13 protein-coding genes are annotated in these 14,284 nt (G+C 44.5%); 9 read left to right on the top strand and 4 right to left on the bottom strand.

What is annotated here, in order from left to right; translation table 11 throughout:
• Positions 1-215: 215 nt before the first annotated feature.
• From minD to QUA25_RS23625, 6 genes are all read left to right on the top strand, one after another.
• Positions 216-1,022 (top strand): septum site-determining protein MinD, encoded by an 807-nt coding sequence (gene minD, locus QUA25_RS23650; RefSeq protein WP_333041590.1) that lies wholly within the window; start codon positions 216-218, stop codon positions 1,020-1,022.
• Between the two features lie 220 nt (positions 1,023-1,242).
• Positions 1,243-1,614 carry a cell division topological specificity factor MinE gene (gene minE, locus QUA25_RS23645; protein ID WP_333041588.1) on the top strand — a complete coding sequence of 124 codons (372 nt, stop codon included), beginning with the start codon at positions 1,243-1,245 and terminating at the stop codon, positions 1,612-1,614.
• A 616-nt stretch (positions 1,615-2,230) separates the two neighbouring features.
• Positions 2,231-2,806: a TerD family protein gene (locus QUA25_RS23640; RefSeq protein ID WP_333041587.1), complete on the top strand. Its 576-nt coding sequence runs from the start codon at positions 2,231-2,233 to the stop codon at positions 2,804-2,806.
• Positions 2,807-2,818: 12 nt separating this feature from the next.
• On the top strand, positions 2,819-3,421 hold the full coding sequence (locus QUA25_RS23635) for a TerD family protein (protein ID WP_333041586.1): 603 nt from the start codon (positions 2,819-2,821) through the stop codon (positions 3,419-3,421).
• Between the two features lie 123 nt (positions 3,422-3,544).
• Positions 3,545-4,909 carry a VWA domain-containing protein gene (locus QUA25_RS23630; RefSeq protein WP_333041584.1) on the top strand — a complete coding sequence of 455 codons (1,365 nt, stop codon included), beginning with the start codon at positions 3,545-3,547 and terminating at the stop codon, positions 4,907-4,909.
• Positions 4,910-5,025: 116 nt separating this feature from the next.
• Positions 5,026-5,727 carry a zinc-dependent metalloprotease family protein gene (locus QUA25_RS23625; protein WP_333041582.1) on the top strand — a complete coding sequence of 234 codons (702 nt, stop codon included), beginning with the start codon at positions 5,026-5,028 and terminating at the stop codon, positions 5,725-5,727.
• A gap of 27 nt (positions 5,728-5,754) precedes the next feature.
• Here the strand turns inward: QUA25_RS23625 and QUA25_RS23620 are convergent, their stop codons facing one another.
• Together QUA25_RS23620 and QUA25_RS23615 are read right to left on the bottom strand one after the other, a co-directional pair.
• Positions 5,755-6,210: a TerB family tellurite resistance protein gene (locus QUA25_RS23620; protein ID WP_333041580.1), complete on the bottom strand. Its 456-nt coding sequence runs from the start codon at positions 6,208-6,210 to the stop codon at positions 5,755-5,757.
• Between the two features lie 219 nt (positions 6,211-6,429).
• Entirely contained in the window at positions 6,430-7,599 is a 1,170-nt protein-coding gene (locus QUA25_RS23615; RefSeq protein WP_333041578.1) for a DUF58 domain-containing protein, read from the bottom strand.
• Positions 7,600-7,746: 147 nt separating this feature from the next.
• On the opposite strand from QUA25_RS23615, the gene QUA25_RS23610 reads away from it, so the two are divergent.
• The 3 genes from QUA25_RS23610 (at position 7,747) to QUA25_RS23600 (ending at position 13,017) form a co-directional block, all read left to right on the top strand.
• A complete protein-coding gene (locus QUA25_RS23610; protein WP_333041576.1) occupies positions 7,747-9,027 on the top strand; it encodes a PilT/PilU family type 4a pilus ATPase in 1,281 nt (426 codons plus the stop codon).
• A 562-nt stretch (positions 9,028-9,589) separates the two neighbouring features.
• Positions 9,590-11,221: a polysaccharide biosynthesis protein gene (locus QUA25_RS23605; protein ID WP_333041575.1), complete on the top strand. Its 1,632-nt coding sequence runs from the start codon at positions 9,590-9,592 to the stop codon at positions 11,219-11,221.
• A 590-nt stretch (positions 11,222-11,811) separates the two neighbouring features.
• A complete protein-coding gene (locus QUA25_RS23600) occupies positions 11,812-13,017 on the top strand; it encodes a glycosyltransferase family 2 protein (protein ID WP_333041574.1) in 1,206 nt (401 codons plus the stop codon).
• Positions 13,018-13,662: 645 nt separating this feature from the next.
• On the opposite strand, the gene QUA25_RS23595 is transcribed toward QUA25_RS23600, so the two are convergent.
• Both QUA25_RS23595 and QUA25_RS23590 read right to left on the bottom strand, forming a co-directional pair.
• Complete coding sequence (locus QUA25_RS23595) at positions 13,663-13,959, bottom strand: IS66 family transposase (RefSeq protein WP_445302074.1); 297 nt, start codon at positions 13,957-13,959, stop codon at positions 13,663-13,665.
• A gap of 34 nt (positions 13,960-13,993) precedes the next feature.
• Complete coding sequence (locus QUA25_RS23590; protein WP_333041614.1) at positions 13,994-14,197, bottom strand: hypothetical protein; 204 nt, start codon at positions 14,195-14,197, stop codon at positions 13,994-13,996.
• Between the last annotated feature and the right edge of the window lie 87 nt (positions 14,198-14,284).

Raw genomic sequence — 14,284 nt, 5'->3', positions numbered from 1 at the left:
CACTACAGCGGGGGAGCGATAAGCGGGTGTCCTTCATAAACGTGGAATCTGCTGTTATTCAGTCAATTACAGATTGCTGCCCAATTACCAAAGAATAATTGCTAATTATCAACCAAGAATAAAATCAATTACCCATTACCAATTACCCCTTACCAATTCCCAATTACCAATTACTAATTCCCAATCACCAATTCCCAATAAATCTAAAATCGCTTATGGCTCGCATTATTGTTGTTACATCAGGGAAAGGCGGGGTAGGAAAAACCACCTCCACAGCCAATCTCGGCATGGCTTTAGCTAAGCGGGGGCGGAACGTTGCCGTAATTGATGCCGATTTCGGTCTCAGAAATTTAGACTTGCTGCTGGGCTTAGAAAATCGGATTGTTTACACGGCATTAGAAGTTCTCGCAGGAGAGTGCCGGTTAGAGCAAGCTTTGGTGAAAGATAAGCGCCAGCCGCGCTTGGTACTGTTGCCGGCTGCCCAAACTCGGATGAAAGATGCCATCAGCGCCGAGCAAATGAAGCAGCTTGTGGGGATGTTGGGACCAAAATATGACTATATTTTGATCGACTCTCCTGCTGGAATTGAACAAGGTTTTCAAAATGCGATCGCGCCGGCTCAAGAAGGGATAATTGTCACCACTCCCGAAATCGCTGCTGTCCGCGATGCCGATCGAGTCATCGGTCTGCTGGAAGCCAACAACGTCAAGAAAATCAACCTAATCGTCAACCGGATCAGACCCGCAATGGTGCTGGCAAATGATATGATGTCGGTGCAAGACGTGCGGGAAATCCTCGCCATTTCGCTGTTAGGCGTCGTTCCCGACGACGAGCGCGTCATCGTTTCCACCAACCGAGGCGAACCATTAGTATTGTCGGAAACGGCCTCTTTAGCTGGAACTGCCTTCGACAATATTGCCCGCCGCTTAGAAGGCGAAAAAGTTGATTTTCTAGATCTCAATCCCCGTCGGGAAAACTTCTTTACTCGCCTCCGCAAGTTCTTAAATACTAAAATTATGTGATGTGCTGCAATATTGGCGATCTATCTTTAACAGCAGCGACCGCATCACAAAAACTACCCCAAATTTTCCCCCAGTGACACCAGTTCCCAAAAAGAATGAAACTGTAGGCCCACTCCCAACCAAACGGGAATCAGTGGTTCCCCAATCGAAAATCGAAAATCGAAAATCGAAAATGGTATGACCTTTTCTATGCCTAACCCTTGACAAACCAGCCGTACCCATGATATATACACTTCTCGAACGACTTTTCCCGCGCACCCCTGACAACAGCCGCGACGAGGTAAAACGGCGCCTCAAACTGGTTCTAGCCCACGACCGCTCAGAACTCAGCCCCGAAATGGTTGAGTCGATGCGCCGAGAAATTCTAGAGGTGGTATCTCGCTACGTGGAAATCGATACCACCGGGTCTGAGTTCTCGCTGGAGAGCGACCAGCGGGCCACAGCACTAATTGCAAATCTCCCGATCCGGCGAGTCAGGCACGAACATCCACCGGAGAAGGTGTCCCAGAATGTGCCCCCGAATCGGTCTGAAAATCGACCCGAATATGTACCGGAGTATGTAGTCGAAATTCTCCCCGACACTAGAGAGTGATAGGGATTGAGATTTTATTGTCAGGCAAAGAATTCGATTCGAGCCGATCGCCATTTAAATTAAACTATAGCAACCGCTTTCCTTGGTTAGAAAATAGACTACAATTAGTCGCCAGTTTTGCAGATCGATCGCGCCGACTTTTGGCTCCAAACTGTACATTTATACCTCCTTCATCAGGTCATCCCAGCGATCGAGTTAAATGGCATGAAGAAAATCGAAGTTGCTCAAGTGTTGGGAATCCGTCGCACCACCATCGACGCCACAAGTCGATGGTATTGCAACACAGGAGACTTCCAAGCGGAGGGCCTTGTGGAAAGGCCCTGGTAAGGGTCACTTGCATCACAAAACACGGTCAAGTTCCGAGAGTTTGTCAAAATACACAAGCACAATAACCCAAGCTGAGATTACACAACTGTGGGAGGCAGGGCATGATTGCTTTGTACTCACACCCAAAAAATAATTAAGAGTTGTAATCCCTATTGACATCGGCACAGTTAGCTAATATTCTTTTATTTAAGATTAAAAATTCTACAACTATTTCCAGCAAAAACTTAATAAAGTTTTCCAGTCCGCGCCTCCCTCCATAACCACTTCTAATAAAGAGGAAGATTGAATCATGGCCGTATCTCTGACCAAAGGACAACGGGTATCGCTTGAGAAAGTTTCACCCGGTCTCTCAGAAGTATTCATAGGACTGGGATGGGACGTTAAAGCTACAGACACGGGTTCTGACTTTGACCTAGACTCATCATTGTTCCTATTAGGTGGTAATGAAAAATTAATTTCTGACAATCACTTCATTTTTTATAACAATCTCACAAGTCCAGATCCAGACAAATCCGTGCAGCACATGGGAGATAATCTCACGGGGGCCGGCGAGGGGGATGATGAAGTTATCAAAATCAACCTCACAAAAGTGCCTAATGATGTCCAAAAAATTCTTGTAACTGTAACCATCCATGAAGCACAGCAACGCCGTCAAAATTTTGGTCAGGTGCAAAATGCCTTCGTGCGGATCGTTAATGCCCAAACACAACAGGAAGCTGTTCGCTATGACCTTGTAGAAGATTATTCCATAGAGACAGCACTGATCATGGCTGAACTTTACCGGAAAGACGGTGAGTGGCGTCTCAATGCAGTGGGAGCCGGCTATCAAGGTGGTTTACAAGCATTACTCGATCGCTATAGCTAAAAGGTAAAACGCATGGGAATTAACCTACAAAAAGGACAGCGCATCTCGCTTTCCAAAGAAGCGCCAGGGCTAACAAAACTGATCTGCGGATTAGGCTGGGATGTGGCGAAACGCTCCGGTGGAGGTTTGTTTGGGGCTTTTAGCAGTGCTCCAGATTATGACTTGGATGCCTCAGTGATTTGTTTAGATCGAAATGACAAAGTGAATGATATGACCAATATCGTTTATTTTGGCAATCTCTCCCACCGTTCAGGAGCTATTACGCATCTAGGTGATAATCTGACTGGAGCGGGAGAGGGAGATGACGAGCAAATTCTCGTCGATTTATCTCGAATTCCCTCGCAAATTGTCAAACTGGTTTTTACAGTTAACATTTACGATTGCATTGCACGCAAGCAAGACTTCGGACAAGTTCAAAATGCGTTTGTGCGTTTGGTTAATACGTCTAATAATCAAGAACTCGCAAAATATAACCTATCAGGTTCTGAATACAAAGGCATGACGGGGATGCTCATGGCAGAAATCTACAAGCATAATGATGAGTGGAAAATGGCGGCGATCGGTAACGGTGTGAAGGTTAATGGGTTGCAGGAACTTGTGAAAACCTATGCTTAACAACTCCTTCGGTACATAGATGCTCCTTACTTCCTGGAATCCGAAGTGGGCTACAACGATCGAAACCTTTTTTTGTTGAGAATAGCTAATCAGCCGAATTTACATTGAAGGAAAACCAATAGAATGGGAATCCAATTAACCAAAGGTGAAAGATTAAGTCTTTCTAAAGCTGCTCCCGATTTAAAACAGGTGGCGATTGGCTTAGGTTGGGAGGTGAGCCAGGTTGGTCAGAGCTATGATATTGATGCTTCTGTGTTTATGTTAGGCGCTGCCGGCAAAATAATTCATGAAAAATACTTTGTATTCTATAATAATCTGAAATCACTGGATGGTTCTTTAAGACATTCAGGAGATAACAGAACTGGGCAAGGCGAAGATGATGATGAGACGATCTACGTAGATTTGACAAAAGTCAAGATTGCTATTGAGCAAATAGTTTTTGTTGTCACTATTCACGAAGGGCTGGAAAAAAATCAAAATTTCAGCCAAGTTAAAAATGCGTTTATCAGGCTTTACAACCAGGAAACAGGAGTCGAGTTAGCTCGGTACGATTTAAAAGAAGCTTTTTCTCAAGAGACAGCTTTGGAGTTTGGCAGATTGTATAGAAAAGATTTGACATGGAGATTTCAAGCAGTAGGAGAAGGCTATAATGCCGGCTTGCAAAGTTTTGTAGATCGGTATTTTGTTGATGCTAAACAGCAAGAGAAGAAAGTAGACAAGCCTGTCTTAACTCCTGAACCTGAAAAAGAGACCAAACAGCAACCTATTGATATTACAAAAAAAGCAGATATAATCCTTTTAAAAGCAAAAGTAGATATTTGTCTTAAAAAGAAAGGGATTGAGGGTATCCTAGCAAGAGTCTCTTTGGTTTTGGATATTTCTGGCTCTATGAGCCATCAATATAGTTCTGGTGCAGTGCAAGCGTTCCTTGAAAGAATAGTTCCAGTAGCTAGTAGACTGGATGATGATGCTACATTAGATGTTTGGTTTTTTGGCTCAACATTCAAAAGAACAAGATCGGTGACGGAGACAAATGTTGATGGCTATATCACAAAAGAAGCCGGCGAAATGAAGAGAGCTTTACTTGTTTTTAAAATGCCTTCTCTGATGCTGGAATTAGGCGGGGGAAACAATGAAAGTTTGGTAATACAAGATGTCATAAAGAAGTATACTCAGGAAAAGGCTAGTAAACTGCCTACATTTATTGTTTTCCTCAGTGATGGAGGCGTTACTAATGAGCAAGAAATTAAAAAATCTATAGTTGAAGCTGCAAAATATCCGATTTTTTGGCAATTTGTGGGATTGGCTGGTTTTAACTATGGAATTCTGGAAAGACTAGACAGTATGCGTGGCCGGCTGGTTGATAACGCTAACTTTTTTCATTTAGACGATTTGGGAAAAATCACTGATGAACAATTGTATGAAAGACTGCTGAATGAATTTCCCGCTTGGATTAAGCAGGCCAGATTGAAAGGAATATTAAAATAGGGAAATCGGAGCATTTTGTTGCAGACTGTGGCAACTATCAACTCAACCCATAGCCCTAGCTGAAATTAGCTCAAATTAACAAGAATATTACGAGAAAAAATTCCTACAATCAGTCAATGTCTCTGTACGATCGCCTAGACCTAACCAAACACAATCGCAAGCTAAAACTCCCCCTTTCTCAACGGCTAAACCTGACTAAACCCCCCAAACTCCGCTGTCAGAGCTGTCGTTCCCGTATCCAGCCTCAGTGGGAGTTTTGCCCTTCCTGTGGAAGAGTTCTAATTGATAATGATAGCGATTTTCGCCGTTGCATTTGGGTAGATGTATCAGGAATGGATGTCGCACCCGAAAATAGAGAAGCGATCTTTTCCCTGCTGATGGACGCTTTCTCCAAACTCTACGGCGCATTTAGAAGCATCAAAATATTTTTGACATCTGATCCCCCCGATCCCAAAGAGTGGGGGGAAGATTTTACCCATGTTTATATATTCGTGGACAGCCAGCCGGTTGACTATCTCGGCGTGGCTAGCTTCAAGTCGGGAATGGTTACAGATAGGGCGATTATTCGGATTGACCAAGTATTCTATGCTTCCTACAATGCCAGCCTTAATCTCAATCAACTATCTAACTTAATTGCAAATACCATTGCCCATGAAATAGGACATACACTAGGACTCGATCATTCTGCACTTCCGACCGATGTCATGCACAATGGACTCCTTCATACTGTTCATAGCTTAATGCCTCCCTCATTTCATGCAGAGCAAATAAACTCAATGAACAATGCTATTCGCAGATATAAAGCCTTAAAGAATTGAGTAGCATGAACCATAAAATAGCTAAATTTAGAGGTCGAACTCCCCTGGATTAATTCCCACAGCATGGCAAGCTTCTTTGACAACCTTCTTTTCATCTTGGTCAAAATTACCATCCGCACCACCGATAATAATGCCAATTTGGATGACTGCACGACCTTGATCTAATTTTTTATTGAGTTTGGCTATGGCTTGGATAGCCTCCACTTTACCAAAATCGAAGTCTTGTGATAGCTTCTCACAATAAAAATCAAATTTTTGCTTCAACTCCGAAGCCGAAAAAATTTTTAGTGTTTCATTGGAAATTATTAGAGCCGCCGTTTTTTGTCTTTCATCGGTATTGATAGTGCCATCAGCAGCAGCAATCAATGCACATATTGCCATTGAGGCATCAGCAAAATCATTATTTTTAAACTTGGAAATATTGGTTTGCAGAGAATCATTGATTTGTGATACGTTCTGCTTTAATTTATCCCAGAAAGTCATTTTTTCTCCTGTTTAGTGAATGAGATATGATGTTTATGACCGGAGTCACAGTAATCTAAGCTGCTCTTAACTTGCCAAGCAATTGCCAGACCCCGTAAGACCCTTAACTTTATCAATTACACTATTGTAGTGTATCATGGTTCTTGAGGTTTTAGATTAATCCAGTCAATCTTCATAACTAATCGCTCTTTCACAGGTTTTTTTCGTGGTCTATCTTACTTAATAGCTAATCGCTCTTTCCAGAGGATCTTGTAACTGAAGTTCTAAGGGTCTGCCGGAGCGAATTTCTAAACCGGGTAACTCATGTTTGACTAACATTTTTTCGCCGGTTTCAGCAGTTGCTAACGGCCAGAGTACCCAGCGGCTGCCTAGGGAAAGAGTGCTTAAAGTTGCAGAGTTTTGAGTCAGCCAAATTATCGGCAGTTTCGGCCGATTCTCAACCGCATCTTCCCCAGCATTAACCGCCGCTAAAGTTTCCAAAACTACCCGGTTCCCCGATACGAGTCCAGTCCCGGCAGTCCAAAGTTTGACGTTTAACAGGCGCTTGCTAGCATAGAAGTAAAGAGACGCAGCTACTGTCACGGCTCGTTCAAATTCTTCTGGCTTCCACGCCGCAGCGCTGTCGAGAGCAATAATAATTTCTTGACCGCCGGCTGCAACTTCTAACTCTCTTACCCGTAGTTCTCCGTAGCGGGCGCTGGTGCGCCAGTGAATCAGGCGGGTGGGGTCTCCGTGGCGGTAAGGTCTGAGGTTGCGGGTGAGGCCTTCGGTAGCAGTTTGCGATCGACTGCGATTGTAAAATTGCGGGCTGTCTTCTTGACCGATGCGATCGATCAAAGGACAAGTGCTCAACGGCAAAACTTGTGGATACACAACCGCCACCGCTTTGACTGGGCGGCTGCGCCGGCACCAAAACAACCCTAAAGGTGCCGCCGTCCTCAAGTTTACCTCTTGCCACCGATAGACCCCGCGCTGCCGCACTTCTAAATAGTATGTATCCCTGTATATACTGTTAGGCTCTATGACTTCGATCGGGCGGACGACGGGTTCTCCCAATACAAACGGCAAGATGTCTACGACTTGCAATAGAGTCTTAGGTTGGCGGGCGCTATTTTCGATTTCTAGTTCGACGGTGATTCGATCGCCCGCACTCACCGGTTCGATCGGGCGGCGACGGACTTCCAAGGAACGGAGCGATTTTCCAGGCAAAACCGCCGCTACTCCCAACAGCGCCAAACCCCCACCGCTGAGCACGTACAGCCACCCAGACATTGTATTAGTCGCCGACCCAAAAAAGAAAACTGTCATCCCCAAAAGCAGCCAACCCGCGTAGGCAGGGGTAACAGCGCGATTCTCGAGCAAGTCGGCGATTTTGTGACCGATGTTCATAGGAGTTTAAATTGTTAATTACTCGATCGCCCCATCAAGCCTAATTGTAAAATATTCTCAGCATTTAACACCGAATTAGCTGCGAGCGATAAGATTAGAAATCGGGCATTTTTTCGCAATAAATCTACATTGACTGGAGACAAAAAAATGAACCCATTAAACAATCCTACACCCCTTCGACCAGAGGCTCAAGCCCGCCGAACACCGCCCCCGCCCCCGCCTTTGGCTGCAACTCCCGCGCCTCCTGCACCCGCGCCGAGTGCGCCCCCTCCGGCCCAGCAGCGGTCTTCTGTTGAGACACCCGTCAGTACGATCGAACAAATGGTCCGAGATGCCCATAGTGCCTCGGCTTCTGACATTCACATTCGAGTAGGCCAAGTACCTCGATTTCGGATTCGTGGCGTGATGCAAGTAGCAACCACCCACCCCAAAGTAACGCCAGAAATTTTTGAACAGTACCTAGCCGAAATTCTCACCCCCGAACAGCGAAAACAGTTTGCAACTACCAAGGAATTAGATTCAGCAATTTTTTACCCTGGCTTCGTGCGGTGTCGGCTAAACTGTTTTGAGTCCCTCAGTGGCGGTGCCATAGTATTGCGGTTGATCAGTTTGGAAATACCTACTATCGATTCCTTGAGGTTGCCAGAAGTTTTCAAAAGTATCATTTTGCGATCGCAGGGATTAATATTAGTTACGGGGCCTACAGGTTCGGGGAAATCGACAACCGTAGCTGCGATGATCGACCATCTCAATCAGATGGAGCAAAAGCACGTAGTTACCATTGAAGACCCGATCGAATTCATTCACCCTTCTAAAAAATGCTTGGTTAGCCAGCGGGAAGTCGGCTTGCATACCCACGAGTTTCAACAGGCTTTGCGGGCTGTTTTGCGGGAAGACCCCGATGTGATTCTGATCGGGGAAATGCGCGATCGCGTTACAATCAATACAGCGTTGCAAGCAGCTCAAACTGGTCACTTAGTATTGGGAACTCTCCACACTCGCAGCGCCATTAACGCTATTAATCGGTTGTTGAACCTCTACCCACCCGAAGAACAACAGGCGATGCGGATTCAAATTTGCGATTCTTTAGTAGCGGTAATTGCCCAACTTTTGCTGCCAACTGTTGACAACCGTCGAGTAGCAGTTCACGATATTTTGGTGAATACACCTGCCATGCACGATTACTTGATGAAAGGTGCTGATGATGAAGCTTTCCGATTAATGGAACATGATACTTACGAAGGAATGCAGATTATCAACCAGGGTCTTTACAAACTGGTGCTTGAAGGCAGAGTGACGATCGAAGAAGCAGCAAAAACTTCTCCCGAAGCTAGCGATTTAGACCGCCGCTTGCGGACAGGAGGCTACGATGTTGGGGATGCTCGTGGCTTTGAAGGCAGCAAAAAAGAACGCATCGTTCGCGCCTAGTAGCAACACACATACAGGGGTAGCCACAGCACTACCCCACCCATCAAGTAGCAATCTTTTCAGCAGACGCAAATATTTGATGTGGCTTTTGTGCGTATTTTTACTTAAAATTAAACTATATTTAGTAACCAAAAATACATTTTACTTAAAAAGTAAAATGCTATAATTAAGGTTGAGTCTATTGTTAAGTTTTTTAAACCTAGACCCTACTTTACATAAACTTTAAAATTGCGTGAAAACTCGTAGGTTATTGCAAAGAAACAGTAAAGATATGTTCGGAGTATTGCCAACACTCAGCAATTTAAGTATATAGTGGTATTGACAAATTTTGGAGAGAGCACATTCCGACTTTGCCGATATTTGCCGATGGCAGAAGTAAGCAGGTTAAAAAAGCGCTTAATAAAACTACAAGCATAGCAGATCGCGTGTCTTTCCGATTAAGTAGCTTTAAGTCTAAAAAATCCTAAAACCAAGCAGACTTTTAAAGTTCTGTCCCTCGAAAATTTGTTTAACAAGTCGCTTATCAGTAACGGTATTTCTAGAATTTAAAGGAGCAAAAAAAGTGAAGAGTGCATTTAACCAAAGAGAAGTTTTTGAAGGTGCCAGCAAAGCGGAAATAATTGAGCGCATCCAGCAGCTAGTTCCGCCCGGTTCGCCGGAGCCCCAAGATCCTGAAATCCTCGCGTCTTTACAAACTCTCACCGCACAGCTAATCGCAGCCTATCAAGCCGACGGACAATTAGAAAGCGAACCTTTTAGCGACGTGCGCGATCGCACTATTCACCTCTACGCATCCGCAGTCAGTCGCAAAATCAAAGGCAAAACCATCCTCATCACTGGCGGAGAAGGATGTGTCGGTCGTTTCTTAATTGAAAAACTCCTCGAACTAGGCGCAACTAACATCATTTCCGCAGACAACGCCCGATGTCAAAACCCCGAAGAAAATCTGCCGCTTTTTACCCAAGAAGGTGCTGTAACTTTCTATGCCGTTGACATTCGCAACCTCGACGCGCTCAAACACATATTTGAGGTAGAAAAACCAGCAATTGTTTTTCACCTAGCCGCCCAACGCCAACCCGGACTAGCTGAAATCAAAATCCGAGAAACAGTTACAACCAGCCTGTTAGGATGTAAACACGTCATTCAACTCTGCGAAGAATACGGCGTAGAACACTGCGTATTCTCTTCTACAGGCAAAACATCTCGATATTTTACCACCGAAGTTTACGCCGCCTCGAAGAAGTTTGCCGAATGGCAATTTGCCAAAGCAGCTCAAGAAGGAAATGTCATTTACGGGATGGTTCGCTTTACTCATATGTTGGAAAATAGCTTGTTCTGCGAGCAAATGTCCAAAAAAGTAGAGCAAGGTAAAACTGTCAACGTTCACGCTCCACACCGCTACGTAACTGCTCAAAATCTTTTTGAAGCCGTACATTTATTGCTGAATTCTCTGATTGTGTCCGTTCCCGGAAAACTGAAATTTGTCGCCGTGAGTAATCTCGGGTGGCCAACAGAAACCTTGGAAGTAGCTCTTTATAAAATTCTTGAATCTGGCAAAAATCTGCCGATTTATTTTCAAGGACTTTTGCCGGGATACGAAGAACCGTTTTTCCTAGGACAGTTTGACTGGAAAAAACCTACAGACATTCACCTCCTAATTAATGTTTTGGAAGATCCTTTTAGAAGTGTTAACGATGCTGGTGACATGGTGATTGTAGAATTAGCTCCTTTTTCTTTGCGCGTGTTAGATAAACAAGTGTCGAAGCTCGAAAGCCTAGTTATCGATCCAGATTTCCCCGAAGTGCAAATCAAGCACGCTCTTGTCGCAGCGGAAAAAGAAGTGATTGCTTCCTCTTTTGCGTGGAGTGCCCCTGAAGACTTGTTGAAGATTTTGCAGTGGGGAATCAATCGGAAGAAATTGCAAGGTTACGGAACCCAAATCGCTGACTATAGCGAGATTATCGAACTCCTTCTGCAAGGAATCTGCGGGCGACTTAACCAAGAAGTCTTGCACAGTGCTGGAGTTACAGCAGATGAGTTTGATGACTTAGTTCAGAGTCTTTCTACGCTGGATTTGATTCAAGCAGAAGTGGGATATTTGCGATCGGTGTCGAGATATATCAGAGAATTTGCACCCCCCGCACAGTTCACCACCAAAAAATCTGAACCTGTTGCTATCCCCGATGCAGCATAGCTTGAACATAGTTTTGAGTTGGGAGATGGCTTCCTGAGTGACCACGCACAGGAGATGAATGAGTTATATCAATTCCGGTTGCACGACCGAAATGATTCTTGACTGTTGACTGTTGACGGGCGGGTCGAAAAACTGAATGATTGACTGTTAACTGTTGACTCGATTTTATTATTCCGATGCAACCGGATTTGATGTTAAACATCGATTAAGTGTTTAGTGGATAAAAAATAGAATAGCCAGAAACCTGGTTTCTTTTAGAAACCGGGTTTCTCAAGTCTGGGCTTGTTTGAGGTTTAATTAAATTGAGTGACTTAACATTGTCAGAATTGACATGATATGATATTATTTGCGACTGCACAACCGCCATCCAATTAATTTGTAGTGAAGACGCTATTCCTAGTAATTAGACGCTAGTCCTAGTAGTTTGAGGAGGACTGAAGTCATCACAACAAATGTAAGAAGGGTGATTTTTTGCGCGCATGATATAATGATACTTTAGATAGCGTGGCGCAGTAAGTTAACAAAGGTGCAATAAGATTAAATAAACTCAAGGAACGCAAGAAATAAAATTAAATTAAGGTACTAGAATTGTGGAAATTAATCAGCTACTGTTCCTATTGATTGATGTTGTGCTATTGGCGATCGCCCTGATCCTTCTAATTCCCGTTGCAGTTCTATTTCTAGAATGCAGTGCAGCTTTCTTGTCAGGCCAGGGCGAGACAGCGGAAACTAAAGCGCCCCGCCCCAAAGTAGCAGTTTTAATTCCCGCTTACAACGAAGCAGCAGGAATTGCCGCGACAATCTCCACCATCTTGCCACAGCTAACACCTCAAGACCGCCTGTTAGTGATTGCTGACAACTGCACGGACGCCACGGCAGAAATCGCCCGTAACTGCGGTGCAAGTGCGATCGAGCGACAAGACACACAACGCAAGGGTAAAGGATACGCACTGGATTTCGGCTTGCAGTCGATCGAATCCGACCCCCCCGAAGTAGTCATCATGGTTGACGCTGACTGCATCTGTCAGCCCGACTCTATAGAAAAATTAGCCCGGGTTGCAGTTGCCGAACAAAGACCAGTGCAAGCAACTTATCTCATGGAACAGCCACCAAATCCTACTCCTAAAGATTCCATTTCTGCTTTAGCATTTCTTGTGAAAAACTTAGTCCGTCCCAGCGGCTTAAAAAATTTAGGATTCCCATCATTACTAACAGGTACTGGCATGGCTTTTCCCTGGTCGATAATTCGATCGGTTTCCCTAGCTAGCAGCAATATTGTTGAAGATATGCAGATGAGTTTGGATTTGGCGATCGCCGGACATCCAACAGTATTCTGCCCCGAAGCAAACGTCACCGGGTGTTTGCCAAAGCAGCAGCAAGCAGCTAAAAGTCAAAGAACGAGATGGGAACACGGTCACATACAGACATTGTTAACTCAAACTCCCCGGCTGACAGCAGCTTCAGTCGAGCAAAAACGTTTTGACTTATTGGCGATCGCCCTCGACTTATCCGTCCCTCCCCTATCGCTTTTAGTCGCTATCTGGCTAGCTGCTTTTGCCACCTCTTTACTAGCAGCAATTTTGGGAACATCCCCAATTCCCGCCCTCTTGTTAGCAGTACAAGGATTGCTGATTTTAGTTTCCATTGTCAGCGCTTGGGCCAAATTCGGGCGTGCCGATATTTCTGGCTCAACTCTGTTATCTGTACCTTTTTACATTCTTTGGAAAATACCTTTATATCTGGGTTTTCTCCTGAAGCGGCAAACCAAATGGGTACGAACAGAACGCGATGTTTAGTATTCGGTAGGGTGCGTCAGCCAGATTCTCGATCAAACTCAAAAATCTCGTTTCTGACGCACCCTACGATGAATAAATCGGTAATTGACATGATATCCTACAATTACACATTGTCGCTAAATAACAGTTCGCTGCAACTGACAGCAAAAGCAGCCAGAAGAGTTAACCGTGCAACGTAGCGGCTGCGGTTTAGCGAGATAGTTAGATAGCCTTTCTTAGGTGGTGGCAGTTTTTGTCAACTGTTGAGTGTTCGAGTCTGTTTAGCTTAACAGTTGGGGTAGTTGCATTGCTGACAAGTTAAACTAGGGAAGCATTTGTCAATCAGCAATTATGCTCAAATTTTCTTCAAATATGGGGTGAAAAACGGAAACTTGGGCGCTCGTGCGAGCGTGCGGAGCGCCATATTGATGCCCGCTGACCCCAAATCGCGAATTTTCCACTCTTCAAACAGCACTATTTTGAGTATTATTACTGATTGACAAATGTAGCAAAGTCTTAATTTGTCACGAATGGGGTAGTTGAGAGCCGGAGTTGTTGGCTACGGTGCGATCGCCTCCAAGTTCCCCTTCTGCGTTTTTTTCGAGAGTTCCATGAGAATCGGTCAGAGTGCTTTCACCCGAAAGACATTAATATCTTGGTAATTGCTCAAGTAGGGGAAAAAAGCGAGCCATGAATAGAGAGGGCTTGTTGAATAGCTTGATAAGCAGTTAAGCCCTGCCTTTTACCAGTATTGACAACTGAACGAACCGCCGCAAATAAATCTCGTCCCCATTCGGAACGAAAGCAATTAGTCACGCGAGGAAATATCACGCTCATCCGAATCGCTTGTTCGCTAGAATTATTTGTCGGTGGAATTGCAGCATCTTCCAGAAATAAAAACAAATTATCCATCAGCTCGCCATAGCGTTTTCGCAACCGAACACCATCCAGTTGATATGGCATTAAACTCAAAATTGTGATTAATCTTTCTCGTAAATTACTGCGATATCGCTCCAGTCTTGCCTCGTCCATCCTGTCGCGTCGTCGATGGATGACAAAAGCTCTTAATAATAACCTCTTCATCGCCCTTGGCAAATATCTTTTCTCCTGCATCCATGGCATATTGACAATCCCGCAGTTGATGGGCACTCACACACCTGCCATTGTGCTGCTGGGTGATTTTTTTGAGCACTAATACCATTTTTTTAAAGATGTGATAGACTTGTGTTCAAAGTAAAGGAGACAATTACAATGTCTGGTCGTCCTCATATAAAGATTACCGAATCTG

It is taken from the genome of Microcoleus sp. Pol17C6, from assembly GCF_036701145.1.
In the GTDB taxonomy this organism is placed as follows: Bacteria; Cyanobacteriota; Cyanobacteriia; order Cyanobacteriales; family Microcoleaceae; genus Microcoleus.
This window is presented reverse-complemented; position numbering and strand designations above follow the sequence as displayed.